At 59.7% G+C, this 19517-nt stretch carries 19 protein-coding genes; 10 read left to right on the top strand and 9 right to left on the bottom strand.

Features of this window, described 5'->3' with window-relative positions; genetic code table 11:
• Nucleotides 1-22 precede the first annotated feature (22 nt).
• From V6S97_RS02460 to V6S97_RS02445, 4 genes are read left to right on the top strand one after another with little or no spacing between them, the layout of a single operon-like run.
• Nucleotides 23-493: a RidA family protein gene (locus V6S97_RS02460; RefSeq protein WP_003502555.1), complete on the top strand. Its 471-nt coding sequence runs from the start codon at nucleotides 23-25 to the stop codon at nucleotides 491-493.
• Nucleotides 490-1230: a glycerophosphodiester phosphodiesterase gene (locus V6S97_RS02455; protein ID WP_020012413.1), complete on the top strand. Its 741-nt coding sequence runs from the start codon at nucleotides 490-492 to the stop codon at nucleotides 1228-1230. Before V6S97_RS02460 ends, V6S97_RS02455 begins: the two co-directional genes overlap by 4 nt.
• Nucleotides 1227-2420 carry a GNAT family N-acetyltransferase gene (locus V6S97_RS02450; RefSeq protein WP_334426018.1) on the top strand — a complete coding sequence of 398 codons (1194 nt, stop codon included), beginning with the start codon at nucleotides 1227-1229 and terminating at the stop codon, nucleotides 2418-2420. The genes V6S97_RS02455 and V6S97_RS02450 overlap by 4 nt, the downstream gene beginning before the upstream one ends.
• Before the next feature lie 22 nt (nucleotides 2421-2442).
• Nucleotides 2443-2874: an HIT family protein gene (locus V6S97_RS02445; RefSeq protein WP_003502549.1), complete on the top strand. Its 432-nt coding sequence runs from the start codon at nucleotides 2443-2445 to the stop codon at nucleotides 2872-2874.
• Nucleotides 2875-3051: 177 nt separating this feature from the next.
• On the opposite strand, the gene V6S97_RS02440 is transcribed toward V6S97_RS02445, so the two are convergent.
• Nucleotides 3052-3903: an urea carboxylase-associated family protein gene (locus V6S97_RS02440; protein WP_334426017.1), complete on the bottom strand. Its 852-nt coding sequence runs from the start codon at nucleotides 3901-3903 to the stop codon at nucleotides 3052-3054.
• Between the two features lie 110 nt (nucleotides 3904-4013).
• Here V6S97_RS02440 and V6S97_RS02435 point away from each other — a divergent pair, with 110 nt between their 5' ends.
• A complete protein-coding gene (locus tag V6S97_RS02435) occupies nucleotides 4014-4904 on the top strand; it encodes a LysR family transcriptional regulator (RefSeq protein WP_334426016.1) in 891 nt (296 codons plus the stop codon).
• On the opposite strand, the gene V6S97_RS02430 is transcribed toward V6S97_RS02435, so the two are convergent.
• The 7 genes from V6S97_RS02430 to V6S97_RS02400 all read right to left on the bottom strand — a co-directional run bounded on the left by V6S97_RS02430 (nucleotide 4883) and on the right by V6S97_RS02400 (nucleotide 13360).
• Nucleotides 4883-5833, bottom strand: coding sequence for a phosphatase PAP2 family protein (locus tag V6S97_RS02430; protein WP_003502545.1), 951 nt, complete (start codon nucleotides 5831-5833; stop codon nucleotides 4883-4885). The two genes, V6S97_RS02435 and V6S97_RS02430, sit on opposite strands and share 22 nt — an antisense overlap.
• A gap of 70 nt (nucleotides 5834-5903) precedes the next feature.
• The gene (locus V6S97_RS02425) at nucleotides 5904-6248 is read right to left on the bottom strand and encodes an AzlD domain-containing protein (protein WP_003502544.1); all 345 of its coding nucleotides are present in this window, start codon (nucleotides 6246-6248) and stop codon (nucleotides 5904-5906) included.
• Complete coding sequence (locus V6S97_RS02420) at nucleotides 6245-7003, bottom strand: AzlC family ABC transporter permease (RefSeq protein WP_003502543.1); 759 nt, start codon at nucleotides 7001-7003, stop codon at nucleotides 6245-6247. The genes V6S97_RS02425 and V6S97_RS02420 overlap by 4 nt, the downstream gene beginning before the upstream one ends.
• 167 nt (nucleotides 7004-7170) lie before the next feature.
• On the bottom strand, nucleotides 7171-9678 hold the full coding sequence (clpA, locus tag V6S97_RS02415) for an ATP-dependent Clp protease ATP-binding subunit ClpA (RefSeq protein ID WP_003502542.1): 2508 nt from the start codon (nucleotides 9676-9678) through the stop codon (nucleotides 7171-7173).
• Between the two features lie 10 nt (nucleotides 9679-9688).
• Nucleotides 9689-10045, bottom strand: coding sequence for an ATP-dependent Clp protease adapter ClpS (clpS, locus tag V6S97_RS02410; protein ID WP_003502541.1), 357 nt, complete (start codon nucleotides 10043-10045; stop codon nucleotides 9689-9691).
• 282 nt (nucleotides 10046-10327) lie between these two features.
• The gene (gene cckA, locus V6S97_RS02405) at nucleotides 10328-12910 is read right to left on the bottom strand and encodes a cell cycle histidine kinase CckA (protein ID WP_020811569.1); all 2583 of its coding nucleotides are present in this window, start codon (nucleotides 12908-12910) and stop codon (nucleotides 10328-10330) included.
• A 174-nt stretch (nucleotides 12911-13084) separates the two neighbouring features.
• Nucleotides 13085-13360, bottom strand: a complete 276-nt coding sequence (locus tag V6S97_RS02400; protein ID WP_003502539.1) for a hypothetical protein — start codon at nucleotides 13358-13360, stop codon at nucleotides 13085-13087.
• 235 nt (nucleotides 13361-13595) lie between these two features.
• On the opposite strand from V6S97_RS02400, the gene V6S97_RS02395 reads away from it, so the two are divergent.
• On the top strand, nucleotides 13596-14837 hold the full coding sequence (locus tag V6S97_RS02395; RefSeq protein WP_003502538.1) for a flagellar biosynthetic protein FliO: 1242 nt from the start codon (nucleotides 13596-13598) through the stop codon (nucleotides 14835-14837).
• Between the two features lie 108 nt (nucleotides 14838-14945).
• On the opposite strand, the gene dksA is transcribed toward V6S97_RS02395, so the two are convergent.
• Entirely contained in the window at nucleotides 14946-15365 is a 420-nt protein-coding gene (gene dksA / locus V6S97_RS02390; RefSeq protein ID WP_003496274.1) for an RNA polymerase-binding protein DksA, read from the bottom strand.
• 302 nt (nucleotides 15366-15667) lie between these two features.
• On the opposite strand from dksA, the gene V6S97_RS02385 reads away from it, so the two are divergent.
• From V6S97_RS02385 to V6S97_RS02370, 4 genes are all read left to right on the top strand, one after another.
• The gene (locus tag V6S97_RS02385) at nucleotides 15668-16144 is read left to right on the top strand and encodes a SixA phosphatase family protein (protein WP_050816408.1); all 477 of its coding nucleotides are present in this window, start codon (nucleotides 15668-15670) and stop codon (nucleotides 16142-16144) included.
• 128 nt (nucleotides 16145-16272) lie between these two features.
• A complete protein-coding gene (locus V6S97_RS02380) occupies nucleotides 16273-17751 on the top strand; it encodes a YcjX family protein (RefSeq protein ID WP_187772832.1) in 1479 nt (492 codons plus the stop codon).
• Nucleotides 17748-18827, top strand: coding sequence for a YcjF family protein (locus tag V6S97_RS02375; RefSeq protein ID WP_187772831.1), 1080 nt, complete (start codon nucleotides 17748-17750; stop codon nucleotides 18825-18827). The genes V6S97_RS02380 and V6S97_RS02375 overlap by 4 nt, the downstream gene beginning before the upstream one ends.
• A gap of 129 nt (nucleotides 18828-18956) precedes the next feature.
• Nucleotides 18957-19517 (top strand): hypothetical protein, encoded by a 561-nt coding sequence (locus V6S97_RS02370; protein WP_003502534.1) that lies wholly within the window; start codon nucleotides 18957-18959, stop codon nucleotides 19515-19517.

Genomic DNA, 19517 nt, shown 5'->3' with positions numbered 1-19517 from the left:
TACAACAAAACCGGAGACGAAAATGTCGGACGTCATCGAAGGCCGCCTCAAGGAACTTGGCTTCACGCTTCCCGTCGCCGCGGCGCCAGCCGCAAACTACGTTCCGTTCACCATCAGCGGCAATCTTCTTTATGTATCGGGTCAACTGCCGATGGAATCAGGCAAGATTGCGGTGACGGGCCTCGTTGGCCGCGATGTCGACGTGCCAGGCGCCCAGCGCGCGGCCGAATTATGCGCCGTCAACATTCTCGCACAGGTCAAGGCCGCTTTGAATGGTGACCTCTCGAAAATCCGCCGTGTCATCAAGCTGAATGGCTTTGTTGCCTCGGTTCCGGAGTTCGTGGAACAGCATCTCGTCATCAATGGCGCCTCCAATCTTCTCGCCAATGTTCTCGGTGATGCCGGCAAACATGCCCGCGCCGCCGTCGGCATGGCCTGCCTGCCCTTCAACGCATCAGTCGAAATCGACGCCATCGTGGAAATCGACGTATGACGCTCAAGCTTTCCTGGCTGACGGCTGAGCCTGTCGCCCATCGCGGTTATCATGATCTCAACAAGGCGGTCTGGGAAAACACGCTTTCCGCCTTTTCCCGCGCCATCGAGGCCGGTTTCGCCATCGAATGCGACGTTCAGCTGGCAGCCGACAGCGTTCCGGTGATTTTTCACGACGACGACATGGCCCGCCTGACGGGCATCAAGGGCGACGTGCGCGAACGCACATCGGCCGAGCTGTCCCTTCTTGCCGTCGGGCAGACCAAGGACCGCGTGCCTACCCTCAAGCAGCTTCTGGCGCTCTGCGCCGGCAAGGTGCCGCTGGTGATCGAGCTCAAGGGCCGTGCCGGCGAAGGCGTCGATGACGGTTTTGCCGAGGCGGTTCTGGAGGACCTCGAAGGCTATAAGGGCCATGTGGCGCTGATGAGCTTCGACCATCACCTGCTGAAGGACCTGAAGGCTGCGGGTTCACCCTGGCCGCTGGGCCTCACCGCCGAAGGCGACAAGCCGGAAGACTTCTTCAAACATGATGAAGCGATGCAGCTGGGGCTCGATTTCATTTCCTATCATTGGGGTCATCTGCCCAACAGCTTTATCGAGGCGCAAAGAAAACTCGGGCTTCCGGTGATTACCTGGACGGTCAGGGATGAAAATGCGCGCGAGACTACCTATAAATATGCGGACCAGATGACATTCGAAGGTTTCGACCCTAGAGAGAACCCATCCGCGACGGCATGACAGAAGACTATTCCATCAGCATTGCGCAATCCTTTGGGGATATCGATCCGGAAAGCTGGAAACGGCTTTCCGGAACATCGCGCAATACATCAGGAAAATACTACAACCCTTTTATCTCCCATGAATTTTTATCATCCATGGAAGAGTCAGGATCAGCGACAGCCAAGACCGGCTGGCTTGGCCACCATCTTCTTCTCGAAAATGCCTCCGGTGTGCTCGTCGGCGCAGTGCCGGCCTATCTGAAAAACCACAGCAAGGGCGAATACGTCTTCGACCACGGCTGGGCGGATGCTTTCGAGCGGGCCGGCGGCCACTATTATCCGAAGCTGCAATGCTCGGTGCCCTTCACGCCGGCAACCGGGCCACGCCTGCTCGTTTCCGAAGCGGTGGACGAAACGCGCTTTAAACCGCTTCTTGCCTCCGGCCTCGCCCAGGTGACCGAAAAGATCGGCGTCTCTTCCGCCCATGTCACGTTTCTCGAAGAAGACGATCTGTCTGCTCTTCTGTCCCGCGATTTCCTGCACAGGACAGACCAACAGTTCCACTTCATCAATGATGGCTATCGCGACCACGATGATTTTCTCGATGCCCTTTCTTCGCGCAAGCGAAAGGGGCTGAAAAAGGAACGCCGTGCGGCGCTGGAACACGGTATCGAGATCGACTGGTTGACCGGAAGCGACCTCACCGAAGACATCTGGGACCAGTTCTTCGCCTTCTACATGGATACCGGCAGCCGCAAATGGGGCCGGCCTTATCTCACGCGGGAGTTCTATTCGCTGATCGGCGAGCGCATGGCCGATGATGTGCTGCTGGTGATGGCGAAACGCGATGGGCGCTATATTGCGGGGGCAATCAACTTCATAGGCTCGGATGCGCTTTATGGTCGCCATTGGGGCTGCATCGAGGATCATCCCTTCCTGCATTTCGAGGTCTGTTACCATCAGGCAATCGATTTTGCGCTGGCGAAGGGGTTGAAACGGGTGGAAGCGGGCGCCCAGGGCGAGCACAAGCTGGCGCGTGGTTACGTGCCGGTGACCACCCATTCGGCGCATTTCATCGCCCATCCGGGCCTGCGCCGCGCCATTGCCGATTATCTTCAGCGCGAACGCGAAGAGGTCGAACATATCGGCGATTATCTTGATGAACACACGCCCTTCCGCAAGGGCGAGAGACAGGAACCGGACGTATAGTCCGCTACGAGGAGAGATCACGATGACGGCCAGCGCCTATGACGACAACAATATCTTCGCAAAAATCCTGCGTGGCGAAATTCCGAGCCACAAGCTTTACGAAGACGAGCATACGCTTGCTTTCATGGATGTGATGCCGCAGGCCCCCGGCCATCTGCTCGTCGTTCCCAAGACCGGCTCGCGCAATCTGCTCGATGCCGACCCCGAGGTTCTGGCAAGGACAATTCCCGTGGTGCAGAAACTGGCCGTCGCGGCCAAGGAAGCCTTCGATGCAGACGGCGTCTTCGTCGCCCAGTTCAATGAGCCGGCGGCCGGGCAGACCGTTTTCCATCTGCATTTCCACGTCATTCCGCGCAAGGAAGGCGAGCCGTTGAAGCCGCATTCCGGCGTGATGGCCGATGGCGAGGTACTGAAGGCCCACGCGGCGAAGATAAAGGCTGCGCTTGCTTCGTGATGCGTGCCAAGACGCCAACGCGTCTGGCAGAACCGCAGCTTCCGCAGATCGTCACCCCGGACTGGATCCGGGGTCCAGCGCGATCAAGTCCTTGATCGCAAAGACTATCCTTACGGCGCCGACGCGCCGTGACTGGATGCCGGATCTAGTCCGGCATGACGGCGGTGGTGCTTATCATCATTCCACAGGCTGATACGCATTCCTCTGCGGCCATGGCCAGCCTTCAAGCACCGCCATATCCGGCCGGAATATCTCCACCTTCAACGGATAACAGGCCGCCGTATCGCTGGAATGTGTGGCGCTGCAATCACCGCCCGGGCAGGCGGACAGCGCGCCGATAAGATCGATCTCCGCAAAAAGCTCCAGATAATCTCCCGGCCGCACCGGGCTCGCTTTCATGAAATATTGATGCGTGTCGCGGGTAAAGCCCGTGCACATGAACACGTTCAGCACGTCGTGCACATGCGGCTCCGCCTCCTGGAACGACAGACCCTTGGCCGAGGCGAGCGCATTCGTCAGGGTCGAATGACAGCAATGGTGATAGTCGCCGCCGCTCAAAAGCCTGTTGGTATAGGGATCGCAGCGGGTGCCGATCACGTCATGCACCCCGCCGCCATCCTCGTCGAAGCCATACCATGACAGCGTGTCGTGCGTGATGGTCGCCATTGGCCGCAGCGATGGCAGGTTGCTCCAAAGCCGATTGCCGACCGAAACGTGGGTGGCGTGCAGGGCGCGGGTCTTGCCGCTGAAAAACCGCTCGGTCAGATCATGGGCGTTCCATAGGTTCAGGTCTCCCACCTGCGGACCTTCGATGCTCACGATGCGAAAGAAATGTCCTTTCGGCACATGAAAGGTGCGACCGTCACGCGGCGGCACGATGACCTCATCGATCTTTTCCATGCCATTCTTTGCCTGCGCCAGGCGCGCGAGGTCCGGCGTCTCAAGCGTGCCGTTCGGATAAACGACAACAGGACGGACGGCGCGGCGTGCAGCGGCGTCAGCGGGTTCGGCGACGGGCATGGGGGTCATGAAATCCTCTGATCGATGAAAATACCGATGCGAAATTGCGTCAGGAATACCCGCCTGACAAGACGGGTTTTTCTTGCGCTCAGACCAAGTCTGACTTAGCCTTGGCAATCATGAAGCTGCCTCCCCTTGCCACCCTCCGCGCATTCGAAGCCGCCGCCAGAAGAACGAGTTTTTCTCTGGCCGGGCAGGAACTCGGCATGACGGCGACTGCCGTGAGCCAGCATGTGCGCAATCTGGAGGCCTGGCTTGGCGTGGCCCTGTTCGAGCGGCATGCTAGAGGCGTGAGGCTCACCCCGGCCGGCCGGGAATTCGGTCTTACGGTTTCGTCAGGCCTGCGGCAGATCGCCTCCGGCGCAGAGCGGATCAGCCGCGGCCGTGACCGCATGACCGTCCGCCTTGCCAGCCTGCCCTCCGTCGTGGCGCATTTTCTGACTCCCCGCCTGCCCCGCTTCCGGGCGCTTTACGCGGATATCCAGGTATCCATCAGCTATTCCGGAGCACATCATGCAGTGCCGGCTGATCTGACCATAGAGCATGGGGTGGTCTCCGGGGAAAATGCCGTAGCTCTCTTTAGCGCTGAGACCCGGCCGACATGCGCGCCAAGCTATGCCGCCGAATTCGGTCCTTTCGACGACGTTGACAGCCTGTTGCGAGCGGAATTGCTGCATGACGATACCGAAGCGGCATGGCAGAACTGGTTCGCAGCCGACGGGATATCCCTCCCCGATAATGCCGGCCCCGTTTTCGCGGATTTCAATCTGCTCGTGACCGCACTCAAAGCCGGACAAGGCGTCGGCCTTTGCCCGACGGCGCTTCTTCACGACGAGATTGCCAACGGTCAACTGACCGTGCTTTTCGACCGGGCCGCCGATACGGAGAAATATTACTGGCTCATGGAAGCAGAAGAGATGACCGCCCCGGCCCGCATATTATCGGACTGGCTTGTTGCGGAAGCCCGGGAGAGCGAAACGCGTCGCAATTATTCTGCCGCGACGATCTGAATACGGGAGGCGGCCGCCGCTTCGGTCAGTTCCCTTGCCGACAGCCGGTTGAGCAGGCGGGACGATACAGCACAAATGACGACAAAAGCAGCGAGACCGCCGAAAACATCCGAAAGATGGTGTCCACCCTGAACAAGAACGGCCAGCGGCATCAACAGGTTTATCGGCAAGATCGCTGCCATCACCGCCCAGTGACGCGGCATGAACCAGACTGACATTGCCGCCATGAAGATATGAAACGATGGAAAGCCGATCAGCCCCAGGACATTTTTGGGAGAAAGATAGACCACTCCCTCGGTTATAAGGCGGTTCAACTCTTGGCCGTAATTATTATCAACGGCCAGGGGGATAGCCTGTGATACCCACTGCGGCAATTGCACATAGGCTGAAGGTCCGAATGTCGGGAAGAATATCCAAAAGACGATACATGCAAACGCCCCCAGCACTCCCGTCACCAGGAAGTGGTGCAGCATCCGCTGGTTGCCGGTGAAGCCGAGCGTAAGGACGATCACCAGAAGCTGCGGCAACGATGAGGCATAGACGAAAAACAGGCCGGTTCCGATCCATGGATGGGTTGCCGCCCACAGGACGACGCCCGTCCAACTGTAGCCAAACGCTGCATCCACACCGAAAAGCACATGATCAATCGCTGGAAAGGCGACAGGTAGGAACATGTAGTTGAAAATCGAAGCGGCAAGCGTGAACAGGATGAATAGCCCGCCAGAAATCAGGGCGACTGCGATGCGAAGATCGCGCCCGCTAGTGCGATATAGCTGACCGAGGATAAAAACGCCGACGCCTGCCAGAACGCACAGAAGATATCCGGCGTAATCGACACGAATGCCTTTGACCGCAATCAATACCGCATCGATAACGAATAATGTTGCGATAAATCCAAGTACAAAACGCTCTGCCGCAAAGAGTCGCATTGAATTCCGGTCCCTGTTTCAACCAGCGGCAAAGTAGGGCAATGAGCTTAATATTCGGATAAAGCGAGCATCAGAAACCGAGTGCGAACAATCCACCCGCCAGAAGCAGGATCGGAACCGCCACACCGACGATGACCCGCTGGCCCGCCAGCAGAAATGCGATGAAACCGAGTGTGGCAGCGCCGATGCGCAGCCATAGGGGTGACGCCTCAAGCGTACCGGTTGGAAAGACGATCAGCTTGGCGGTGACGGCCATGACGAGTGCGGTGGCAACCGCCCTTACCCAGTGCAGGGCCTCGGAATCTTCCTTCAGGCGGTTACCGGCGAGAACGCCGAGCCAGCGCCACAGATCGGTCGCCAGCCAGCCGGCAATCGCGATGAAAAGATAGGGCGCCCACCAATGTTCGGTCATCATGGTTCGCTCTCCGGTGAGACGGGTTTTATGCGCCGGCGGAAGACAAGGCGGTCGATGAGATAGGCCGCCGTGCCGCCGCCAATCCCGGCATAGAGAATATCGAACTCCGGTGCGATCACCGCGAAGGCGGGTCCGGCGATGACGCCGATGACGAAGGCGACCTTGACGACGGAATGACGGGCCGAAGCCCAGATCGATGCCACGAAATAGACCGGTGTGAGAAAAAACAGCACGCCGGCGACGAGAGGCGGAAAGGCGGCGACGATGCCGTAACACAGGCCGACGATGATGGCATTGACCACGGTGAGCGTAATACCGAAACCGGCAAACCAGGCGGCGCGGGCTTCACGCGGCACCTTGGAAAGATTCTGCGTGGCAAAGACCCAGGCGGTGATTGCAACGAAGTGTGAGAGGAACAGTAAAATCCATGTCGGCGTCTTCGCGCCACGCATTTCCGGAACGATGGAGGCGACCATCGGCATCATGCGGACCGAAGACAGCGTCACCGCCAGAAAACAGGCGGCGAGGTTGGCGCCGCCGACCATGGAACCGATCAGGATCATCTTGGCCGGCAAGGCCCAGATGACAAGCGTCATGAACACGGCTTCGCCGCGCGCAACCCCGGATTCGAGTGCGAAAGCGCTGAAACCGACGAAAGATGTCATGAGAATGAGCGAGGGCAGCGAGAATATGCCCCGCATCCCCCGGAAAAACCAGCCGCGCAATGGGATGGTATCGCTGTCGGCAGTGTGCATTGCTGACCCACTCGAGCATGTCGCCCGAAAATGCCGTGGCCTCGGGGTAACGTCATGCATGAAACAAAAATGAAACGCGCCGCAGGTATCAGGTAAAACGCGACGCATTTCATACATGAAAATGCCGGGCTTTCGCCCGGCACCGGTTTATAGATCAAAGACCGTGATCATTTTTTCTTCGGCACTTTCGGCACCGTATTGGTCTTGCGCCGCGGCTTGCTGGCCTCATCGGACTTATCGGCCTCGGCAACAAGGACATCCGCCTCTTCCTTGGCTTTTGCCGCCTTGGAAGCAGTTTTTGCCTTTGCCTTGCCCGGCGATTTGGCCGCCTTCAGTTCGGCCTCCGGCTGCGGCTTAACGGGCGCGGTTTCCGGCAGAACCTCAAGCTTGAGGCCGTCGGAGCCGTCATCCTTCTTGCCGACGGTGACGCTGACGACGCCGCCCTTCTTGAGCTTGCCAAAGAGGATTTCGTTGGCGAGCGGCTTCTTGATGTGCTCCTGGATCACGCGCGACAGCGGGCGTGCGCCCATCTTTTCGTCGTAACCCTTTTCCGCCAGCCAGGAGATCGCGTCTTCGTGCAGGTCGAAGGTGACGTTGCGCTCGGAGAGCTGGGTTTCCAGCTGCATGACGAACTTCTGCACCACCTTGTGGATAACGGCAGTCGGCAGCGGCGAGAACGGAATGATCGCATCCAGACGGTTGCGGAACTCCGGCGTGAACAGGCGGTTGATCGCCTCTTCATCCTCACCCGTGCGGCGTGAAGAGCCGAAACCGATCGCCGATTTCGCCATTTCGGACGCACCCGCATTGGTCGTCATGATGAGGATGACATTGCGGAAGTCGATCTTCTTGCCGTTATGATCGGTCAGTGAGCCGTGGTCCATCACCTGCAACAGGATGTTGTAGATATCCGGATGCGCCTTCTCGATTTCATCTAGCAGCACCACGGAATGCGGATGCTGGTCGACGCCGTCGGTCAGAAGACCGCCCTGATCGAAGCCGACATAACCGGGAGGTGCGCCGAGCAGACGCGACACGGTATGGCGTTCCATATATTCCGACATGTCAAACCGTAGCATCTCGACGCCAAGCGAGGCGGCAAGCTGCTTGGCCACCTCCGTCTTGCCCACGCCCGTCGGGCCGGAGAAGACATAGGAGCCGATCGGCTTGTTCGGTTCGCGAAGTCCGGCACGCGCCAGCTTGATCGCCGTGGCGAGAGCCTCGATGGCGATATCCTGACCGTAAACAACCGAGCGCAGTTCCTTTTCAAGGTTGGCGAGGACCATCTCGTCATCCTTGGAAACCGTCTTCGCGGGAATGCGGGCCATCGTCGCGATGGTGACCTCGATTTCCTTTTCGGTTATCAGCTTGCGGCGCTTGGACGCTGGCAGCAACATCTGCGCCGCACCGGTTTCGTCGATCACGTCGATTGCCTTGTCCGGCAGTTTCCGGTCGGAAATGTAGCGGGCCGACAATTCAACGGCCGCCTTGATCGCATCGTTGGAATATCGCAGATGGTGATATTCCTCAAAATAGGGCTTCAGGCCCTTCATGATCGCGATGGTGTCATCGATAGAAGGCTCGTTGACGTCGATCTTCTGGAAGCGGCGCACGAGCGCACGATCCTTCTCGAAGAACTGGCGATATTCCTTATAGGTGGTCGAACCGATGCAGCGGATCGCACCCGAAGACAGGGCCGGCTTCAGCAGGTTCGAAGCATCCATTGCGCCGCCGGAGGTGGCGCCCGCGCCGATGACGGTGTGAATTTCATCGATGAACAGAACCGCGCCCGGATACTCTTCGAGTTCCTTGACGACCTGCTTCAGACGCTCTTCGAAATCACCGCGATAACGGGTTCCGGCGAGCAGCGTGCCCATGTCGAGCGAGAAGATCGTGTCATTGGCCAGCGCTTCCGGCACCTTGCCTTCAACGATACGCTTGGCCAGACCTTCGGCGATCGCCGTCTTGCCCACGCCGGGATCGCCCACATAAAGCGGGTTGTTCTTGGAGCGGCGGCAGAGAATCTGGATCGTGCGGTTGACCTCGTCGTGACGGCCGATCAACGGATCGATCTTGCCGTTTTTCGCCTTTTCATTGAGGTTGACGCAATACGCCTTCAGCGCATCCTGCTGCTTCTTGGCGGAAGATCCCTCTTCCTCGGGATTGCTGCGGCTCGCCTTGTTTTCACCTTCGGGCTCATCAGCACCGCGCGGCGCGCGCGTCTGCGACGTGCCCGGACGCTTGCCGATGCCGTGGGAGATGTAATTGACCGCATCGTAACGGGTCATCTCCTGCTCCTGCAGGAAATAGGCGGCGTGGCTTTCGCGCTCGGCGAAAATGGCGACGAGCACGTTCGCGCCGGTCACTTCCTCGCGGCCGGATGATTGCACGTGAATGACGGCCCGCTGGATGACCCGCTGGAAGCCGGATGTGGGCTTGGAATCCTCGTCGTAACCGGTCACGAGGTTGGTCAGTTCGTTGTCGACGTAATCGCTGACAGTCTTGCGCAGCGCATCGAGATCGACGTTGCAGGCGCCCATCACGGCAGCGGCATCCGCGTCGTCGATCAGCGCCAGAAGGAGATGTTCAAGCGTCGCATATTCGTGGTGACGCTCATTTGCAAAGGTCAGTGCCTGGTGCAGCGCCTTCTCGAGACTCGGGGAAAAAGTTGGCACGTTGCGATCCTCATTTCTTTTCCATGACGCATTGCAGCGGATGCTGGTGCTGTCGGGCGAAATCCATGACCTGGCTTACTTTCGTCTCTGCGACCTCATATGTAAACACCCCGCATTCGCCCACGCCGTGCTGGTGCACGTGCAGCATGATACGGGTTGCCGCTTCGCGATCCTTCTGGAAAAAACGCTCCAGAATATGGATGACAAACTCCATGGGAGTGTAGTCGTCATTCAGTAAAAGAACACGGTACAAATTCGGTCTTTTCGTCTTAGGCTTGACGCGGGTGATAACAGACGTTCCGCGGTTGGTGCCGCCGCCGTCTTCCCCTTCGCCCTCGCCCTGCATGTAGATCGGCTTAGCGATCATCTTTCATCATTCTCCAAACTGTTCTCAAACCGACAGTTCTTTGCCAGGAGGGAGAACTTCGCCTCTTCATATCTAGGTCGTTAAGACGCGATTTTAAGCCCCTTGCGAAACGGTGCAATCACTATTGCGTTTGCGAAGAGGCAAACCTCGGGAAAAGTGCGGATATGGAGGCAGCTAAAGCGCGGGAAGACATGAGCCAGCATTGGCGGCATGTTTTCAGGCCGGACGCAAATGGGTACGACAGGTCTCAGCGCTGCCGAATCCGGTTCGCCGCCGCTGGCCTTACTCCTTGTCGTCAAGCATTTCGCGGACGGCGATGGCGAGCTGCTTCAGCGAGAACGGTTTCGGCAGGAAACCGAACTTGGCGTCCGCCGGAAGGTTCTTTGCGAAGGCATCCTCGGCATAACCCGAAACGAAGATGAATTTCAGGTCGGGATAGGACTTGCGCAATTCTCTCAGTAGCGACGGACCATCCATTTCCGGCATCACGACGTCGGAAACGACGATATCGACCTTGCCCTCCAGTTCCTCCATCACCTCCAGCGCCTCGGTGCCGGAACCGGCCTCGTGCACGGTGTAGCCACGGGTTTCCAGCATGCGCTTGCCACCGCGCCGCACCGCCTCCTCGTCTTCCACCAGAAGCACGACGGCGGAGTTGCCGGTCAGGTCCAGCGGTTCTTCCTTCACGGGCTCGGGGGCGGCCACGGGGGCGAGAGCCGCCTGACCAGGCTGCTGGCCGGCAACGGCTTCCACCACATGGCGCGGCAGGTAGATACGGAAGGCAGTGCCCTTGCCCACTTCCGATTCGGGATAAATGTAACCGCCCGACTGCTTGACGATGCCATAGACCATAGAGAGGCCAAGGCCCGTGCCCTTGCCCACTTCCTTGGTGGTGAAGAAGGGCTCAAAAATCTTGTCCATGATCTCGGGCGGAATACCCGTGCCGTTATCGGCAACTTCCACCATCACCATGTCTTCTGCCGGGAATTCCGGACGGCCAAGCGCTGCGATCTCTTTCTCGTCGACGTTGCGCGTCCTGATGGTGATCTTGCCACCGTCAGGCATGGCGTCACGCGCATTGACGCAGAGATTGATGAGCACCTGCTCGAATTGCGACAGGTCGGTCTTTACCGGCCACAGATCACGGCCATAATCGACCTCCAGCTTGACATTGGTGCCTGATATCAACCGGTCGACCAGCATGCGCAGATCGCCGATCACATCGGTCAGGTTGAGGATCGCCGGGCGCATGGTCTGCTTGCGCGAGAATGCCAGCAGCTGGCGCACCAGCACCGCTGCGCGATTGGCGTTGCGCTTGATCTCCATGAGGTCGGCAAAGCTCGGATCGGCCGGCCTCGCCTGCAGCAGCAGATGGTCGGACGACAGCAGGATGGCGGTCAACACGTTGTTGAAATCGTGGGCGATGCCGCCTGCGAGCGTGCCCACCGCATTCATCTTCTGCGTCTGCGCCATCTGGGTTTCGAGCGCCTTCTGCTCGGTCACTTCTATGGCGTAAACGATCGCCACCTCTTCCGGGGCTTCATCATCCTGATCGATCACGGCATTGACGTAGAAACGGAAATGCCTGCCCTCGTCGCTCGGATGGCGGGAATCGAAGGGCGCGATATCGCCCTGACGATCCTTGGCTTCGGCCAGCGCCTGTTCGAGCCGCGGCTTTTCGTTGTCGTGAAGCACGGTTTCAAGCGCCACGCCACGGTCGATATCATCGCGCCCGACAACGCCGGAGAACAGCTTGAGGAAAGGCGCGTTGATGCGCAGGATGCGGCCATCGCCGTCGAGCGAGGCAATCGCCATCGGCGTGTTGTTGAAAAAGCGGGTAAAGCGCATGGCGGAGGAGGATTCGGTGTCCTCCTGCCCCTTCGGACGCATAAGCACAATGGTCCGGCTCTCACCCGGCGCGCCGTCCTTTGCGGTGACCTGATGCACAAGGCGGGCCGGCATGCTCTGGCCGTTGACGCGGCGCATGTCGAGATCAAGGATTTCGGTGCGCTTGGCAGCCCCCTGGGGCTGGACGGATTCGATCAGCGCCATGCCTTCGCCGGCGACGATGTCGGAAACGGTCATCGAACCGGGTGAAAACTGCGCGAGATCTATGCCGAGCCATTCGGACAGGGTGGCGTTCAGATAAACGATCTCACCCTTGCGCCCGGCGGAAAAGAAACCAGCCGGGGCATGATCGAGGTAATCGATGGCATTCTGCAATTCGCGGAAAAAGCGCTCCTGATCCTCGCGCTCCGGCGTGATGTCGGCGATCTGGAAGACGTGCAGCCCCTCGCCGCCCGCATCCTTCAGCACCCGGCCCTTCAGCCGGTACCAGTGCGGCCCCGCATTGGAATCCCCGCCCAGCGGTTTCAGCAGCCGGAATTCTTCGTAGCCATCGCGGCCTTCGCGCAGCACGTTGATGAGCCGGTAAAGCGCTTCGGTGGATTCCCGGCTGCGCGACAGAAGCGTCTCGAGGCTCTGGATATCGCTCGCCTTCGTGGTGCCGCTCATGCGGCAATAGGTGGCGTTGGCATAAACCATATGCCCCTTGGCGTCGGTAATCAGCGTACCTTCGGGGTGAGCCGACAGGAAGCGGCGGGCAAGCCCATCAGATTGCGACTGCGGCATGACCTCGATGAAGCCGATGATCGACGACACCAGAAAGAAGATGCCCATCATCGCCAGCACGCCGAGAATGCCGAGCACGATTTCGTTTTCCAGCGAATCCTTGAAATAGACAAAGGCGGCGGCAGCCGCGATCAGAACCAGCGCCAGAAGCAGAATGCGCAGCACCGTGCCGGAACGGGCACGCCTGTCCACCAGCGGAAGGTCGTTGTCGCTTGTCTCGCGCACCCGTGTCATCTTGGCCTCGCAGTCGTGCAGGTCGTCATTCGGTCAGCCTTATTTCCTTGACGGAATCGGGCAGCAGAATTTCTTGTAGCAACTCGCTTGACCGGCAAAAAGCTCCGCCAGGACACAAAGGCTTAAAAACGCACAGCGAAAACGGCCTGAAAGGTGTATAAAAGCGTTGAGAGACTACTGCCTGGTACAGGTAAGCTCCTTCACCTGACATTGGATGCGTGGCGCGGAACAGACGATCTTGCCGTCAGCGACGGTGCAAACCGAGCATCCGTCAGTGAAGTCGAGGCAGGAGGGATTATCGCGCACGAACTCCGCCATGGTCGCTACGTTATCCGGCGCCTTGTCTTCGGCCCTCACGATCGAATGCGGGAACGCGAAAGAGGATAGCAACAGCAAAACAATAATGAAATGCCGAGCAAGGGAGCCGTCAATGCGCAATGCTTGGAACATTCAGAACCGCTCCTTCGTCAAAAGAATTGCAACTTTCACTGTCTCTCAGCATTGAAGGACGAGATGAGGCGCTTTGGTGGCGTCTTCACGTTTGAGGCGGCAATCCTGTGGGGTGAAATGAATAAACCTTGTATCGCGCCCAAAAAAATCGTCTTTTCCTGCTTGATGTTCACAATATAAGAACCACGGCAATATTAATTGCCCAAGAAATTAAAAAGCCAGAAAATCTGAAGGGATGATCTCCATGATGGAAGATTTTATCGGCACCTATGGAAACCGTCTCATCGTCGCCGTTGTTGGTGTGGGCGTGGCCCTGCTCATTCTGGCGATTGCGCTGTGGCTTATGCGCAGACGCAGCGGTTCGGCCCCATTCATTCGAGGCGGGCGCAACCGGCAGCCGCGCCTGCAGGTTCTCGACGCAACGGCCGTGGATGCGCGCCGCCGTCTGGTGCTGGTGCGCCGCGACAATGTCGAGCATCTGGTCATGATCGGCGGCCCGACGGATATCGTCATCGAAAGCGGCATAGGCGCGATCCCAATCGTCAGGGATGTGCAGGAGCCGGAACTGAAGGCGCTGCCGCGTCAGGAAAGCGAACAGAAGAGAGCCGAGCCGACGATCCAGCAGGAACGTCGCCCCGCCCTGCCGCAACAGCAGCCCGTTGCCGCTGCGGCCCCCGTTTCCGTGCCTGAAGAACCCGCAAGGCAACCACAACGGCCGGAGCCGCCGGCACCTGCGCCGCGTCCCGCACCCGTTGCAGCAGCAGCCGCTCAGGTTCCGCCACGCCCATCAACCCCGCCGCAACCCGTCTCCACGCCTGTAACGGCGCGCGAACCCGCTCCGCCGGCAAGACAGGCCGCGCCCGAGCGGGAGACAGTTCGGCCCACGCCGCCGCCAATACCGGTTGCTGCGGCTACAGCTGCCGTCTTGCCCATGGCGGCCGCATCGCTAGACATGGCCGCAGCCCGGACGGAACCCAGGCGTGCCGAACCCGTCGCGCCCGCTCCGGCACCCGTCGCACCGCCGATCCCGGCACAGACGCCCGTACAGGCAAAGGCGGAAGAACGGACTGCGGAATTCGCCCCGCCGGTTTTTGCCGCACGCGAGCCGGTGATCGACCAATCCATCGCCGCTGATTTTCTCGACGCGGCCCGGGAACGTGTCCTTCCCGACCTGAATCCAGGGCAGACGACGCCCCCCGCACCGTTTCCGCCCAGACCTGAAAATCCGGCTGTGGCTTCCAATGACGCCGAACCGAAATTTTCCGACGAGCTCGCCAGCGATTTCGAGAGCTTCCTCGAGGCGGAGATCGCCAAGAGCAAAGAGGCGGATAACGAACCGTCCATCGCCCCTGCCGCGGAAAAGCAGGCCAAGACCCAGCCCGCCTCCCCGCCTGTCACCGGCGCTTCACCGGATGGAGACATGCAGAAGGAAATGGCGCGTATCTTCGGAGAACTTTCCGTTACCCGTGACCGCTGACGGGCGCGGGCCTTTCGACCAGAAATTCGAAATAGAAAAAGGGCACGGAAGCGAATTCCGTGCCCTTTTTATTTGCCTGCGATTTGAAGGCCTGCTTGCCGCAGCGCCTTATTCGTCGCGGTAGACTTTTTCGCGACGCTCGTGACGCTCCTGCGCCTCGATGGAGAGCGTTGCAATCGGGCGGGCGTCCAGACGCTTGAGGCCGATAGGCTCGCCCGTTTCCTCACAGTAACCGTAAGTGCCGTCTTCGATCCGCTGAAGGGCTGCATCGATCTTTGAAATCAGCTTGCGCTGACGGTCGCGGGCGCGAAGTTCGATCGCCCGGTCCGTTTCGGAAGAAGCCCGATCAGCGAGATCGGGATGGTTGGCGCTTTCTTCAGCGAGATGTCCGAGGGTCTCGCGCGCTTCTCTAAGGATGTCATTTTTCCAGGCGACCAGCTTCGCGCGGAAGTATGCCCGTTGGCTGGCATTCATGAACTCATCGTCTTCCGAGAGCACATATTTGCTAAGATCGATCTTCTCACTCAACGCGATTCTCCTCGAAGAACATCTCAATGCGGCGGTGTATACTCCAATGATAGTGGCCGATTCAAGTCTGCAGATCAGTTTTCAGGCATTTTTAAAACTGACACAAAAATCATCTAAATGACTAATTTTTATTCTTTATTCGTATTGAAGCGAACTCTTCTTCAATCACGTCAACGCGACTTACCAACAGGAAAGAGGACTTGCGGTCCTGCAACCCTATCCTGTAGCATTCATACCGTGCCCTGACATTCGAACGCCGGTCCCCGCCCTTGACAGCATCTTCCCCGAGCCGAGTTTATCTTCTGCGCCACGCCAAGGCCGCCTGGGCGGCACCTGGAGAACGGGATTTCGACCGGGGATTGAACGAAGCCGGTTTTGCCGAGGCGGAGGTCATCGCCGACCTTGCCGCCGACCGGCATTACCGCCCCGATCTGCTTCTGTCATCCACGGCCGCGCGCTGCCGGCAAACCACGCAGGCCTGGCAACGGGCCTTCAACGAAGGCATAGACATCTTCTACGTCGATGAGATGTATAATGCGCGCAGCGAGACCTATCTGTCGCTTATCGCCGCTCAGGCGGAGGCGCCGTCGGTGATGCTGGTGGGTCACAACCCCACCATGGAGGCGACGCTGGAGGCGATGATCGGCGAGGACCTGCTGCATGCCGCCCTGCCCTCGGGCTTTCCGACATCGGGCCTTGCAGTTCTCGACCATGATGACAGCGCCGCAAACGGTAAAAATCGCTGGCGGCTGGTCGATTTCCTCGCACCGGGCAAATAATCGCTGCGGCCTTTCATAAGAATTTTGCAGAGCGGCCTTCTGAAAATCCGCTGGAGCGCTTCTTTTTTGGGCAGCCGCAGCTCCCTATATTGCAGCGGTGACCGTTAAACACAGCCAGGAAACTGCCATTGTCGCCTTCTCTTACGTCCCTGACAGACAGCGCGCTGATCGCTTTCGATAATCTGGCCGACCGTGCGAGCAACCTCACCCATCCGACATTGCGGCTTGGCGTCACCGGCCTTTCGCGGGCGGGAAAGACGGTTTTCATCTCTTCCCTCGTCCATAATCTTCTGAATGGCGGGCGATTGCCGCTGTTCGAGGCCATGCGGTCCGGGCGCGTCTCGAATGTGCGTCTCGAACCGCAGCCGGACGACGCCATTCCCCGTTTTCAATATGAGGATCATATTCAGGCGCTGGTGCGCGACAGGCTGTGGCCGGATTCGACGCGGGCGATCTCGGAACTCAGGATCACGCTGGATTACCAGAGCGCCAGCGGCTGGGGCCGGTGGTTTTCCGCCGGCAAGCTTTCCATCGATATTGTCGATTACCCCGGTGAATGGCTGCTCGACCTGCCGCTTCTGTCGCAGGATTACAAACAGTTCAGCGATGCGACCGTCGCCCTTGCCGGAAGCGGCGTCCGTGCCGAACTGGCGCAGGAATGGCTGGCGATCGCGTCTTCGCTCGACATCAACGCGCCGGCAGACGAGATGACGGCCCGACGTCTGGCCGAAAGTTTCGCAGCCTATCTGAAGGCCTGCAAATCCGACGAAAGATCGCTTTCCACTTTGCCGCCCGGCCGTTTCCTGATGCCCGGCGATCTGGAAGGGTCGCCCGCGCTGACCTTCGCGCCGCTTCCGGGCCTGACCGACGAGAAAGCGCCGAAGGGCTCGCTGCGCGCCATGATGGAACGGCGCTACGACGCTTATAAGTCGATCGTGGTCAAACCCTTCTTCCGCGAGCATTTCGCCCGCCTCGACCGGCAGATCGTCCTGATCGACACGCTGCAGGCCGTCAATCGCGGGCCGGAAGCCGTGCAGGATTTGGAGCGGGCGCTCGGCGACGTGCTTGCCTGTTTCCGCCCCGGCACCAACAGCCTGCTGTCGTCGTTGATCGGCAGGCGAATCGACAAGGTGCTGATTGCAGCCACCAAGGCCGACCATCTGCATCATGAAAGCCATGACCGGCTGGAGCGGCTGACCCGCCGTCTGGTGGACCGCGCCATCACCACCATCGGCATGAACGGCGCCGGCATCGAGGTCATGGCGCTGGCTTCCGTGCGCGCCACCCGTGAGGCAAGCGTGCGCCAGGACGGCCACGACCTGCCGGTCATCGTCGGCACGCCGATGGCGGGTGAAACCATCAATGGCGAGACCTTCGACGGCAATCGCAAGACGGCGATCTTTCCCGGCGACCTGCCCGAGGATCCGGAACCGCTGTTTCGCAGCCTCGATAGGGATGGCGACAAGGCATCGCTGCCCGATGTCAATGTCGTGCGCTTCCGCCCGCCCAACATAGATGAGCCGGGTAGCGGCGGCCTCCGGCTTTCCGTTCCCCATATCAGGCTCGATCGCGCCATGCAGTTCCTGTTCGGAGACAAGCTCGCATGAAGGCTCCCACACAAAACGATCCGCAGACACGCCGCCCCGCGGCTTTCACGCTTGAGACCGAGGAAACGACACGGTCGTCCGCCACACAGAAGCGCGCGCCGCGCAGCTTCGACGCCGAGGTTTCGTTGACGGCGGACGAGGACGATCCGTTTCTGGCGCCCGAGGGCATAGATGCCAATGCGCTGCCGGTGGCGACGCCGAAGAAGAGCCGTTTCTCCTTCGGCAAGCTCGCGCTCGGTGCATTGGGCGTCCTGTTCTCGCTTGCCTTCGGGCTGTGGGCGGATCAGCTTATCCGCAATCTCTTCTCCCGCTCCGACTGGCTGGGTTATACCGCGACAATCGCCCTCATCGTGGCGCTTTTTGCAGTTCTCGCCCTCGTCGGCCGCGAAGTCTTCGGCATCATGCGGCTCAATGCCGTGCAATCTCTCAAGGCGGATGCCGAGACGGCGAGCCTCGACAAGAGCCCGAAACCTGCGCGCGCCATCGTCACCCGCCTGAATGCCGTCCTCTCCCACCGGGCCGAAACGGCCAAGGGGCGAGCGGCGCTGAAGGAAACGGAAAGTGACGTCATCGACGGCCCGCATCTGATCGAGCTTGCCGAACGCGAGCTGCTCGTGCCGCTCGACCGGCAAGCGCGGGCACTGATTCTCAATTCGTCCAAGCGCGTCTCCGTCGTCACTGCCGTCAGCCCACGCGCTGTGGTCGATCTCGCTTATGTGCTGTTTGAAGTCACGCGGCTGGTGCGCGCCATGGCGGAGCTTTATGGCGGCCGCCCCGGCACGCTCGGCATGCTCAAGCTTCTGCGGGATGTCGTCGCACATCTCGCCGTCACGGGGTCGATTGCCGTCGGTGACGGCCTTGCCCAGCAGGTTCTCGGTCACGGCCTTGCCTCGAAACTCTCCGCACGTCTCGGCGAAGGCGTCATCAACGGCCTGATGACGGCGCGAATCGGCATTGCGGCGATGGATCTGTGCCGTCCGCTGCCGTTCAGGGCGGTGAAGCGTCCGGGGATCGGCGATTTCATGTCCGACCTCACACCCGATCTAAGCGGGGGGAAAACCGGTGAAAAAGCCTGATCTACCGGGCATTGACGGTTCAAAAGGTTACGGACAAAGCCGCAAATGAGAGTGAAATAAACCAAGCATTAACCATTCCGCCGGTAGATTGCAGCCTATCGAACAGGCTTCTTCGCCGGGGAAAGTATCATGTATTCGCGCTTCTTTTCGCTTGTGGGCGGGCTTGCCGCCATATTGTCCGTCAGCGGTGGTTTCGGCATGTCTGACGTCCATGCCGCATCGCGCGATCGCGACGACGTGTTTTTCCGCTCCGTGGCCGGTGTCTGGAAAGGTCCGGGCGAAATCGTCGCCGGCAAATACAAAGGCACCAAATTCACCTGCGACCTGACGGGCGAACCGCTCGACGACAAGCAGACCGGCATCAAGCTCGGCGGCACCTGCCGCGTCGGCGTCTTCAGCCAGCCCATGTCGGCCGTCATCAGCCAGAACGGCAACAGCTACGAGGGCAAGTTCCTCGACGGCGCCGAAGGCAAGGGACTAGACATCACCTCCGGACAGGTGAGCGGTGACAAGGTCGTCGTCGGCATCAACCGCGCCAAGCTCAACGGCGCCATGGTCGCCCGCGTCTCCAAAGACAATTCGATGAACATCACCATTTCCGTCAAGGTCGCCGACCAGATGATCCCGGTCATCGGCGTGACACTGGCGCGCGATATTGATCAGATCGCTGTCGGCTCCATCAAGCCGTAA

It is taken from the genome of Agrobacterium sp. CCNWLW155, from assembly GCF_036888815.1.
Classification (GTDB): domain Bacteria; phylum Pseudomonadota; class Alphaproteobacteria; order Rhizobiales; family Rhizobiaceae; genus Agrobacterium; species Agrobacterium radiobacter.
The sequence above is the reverse complement of the archived record's forward strand: the minus strand, read 5'-3'. Positions and strand labels throughout refer to the sequence as shown.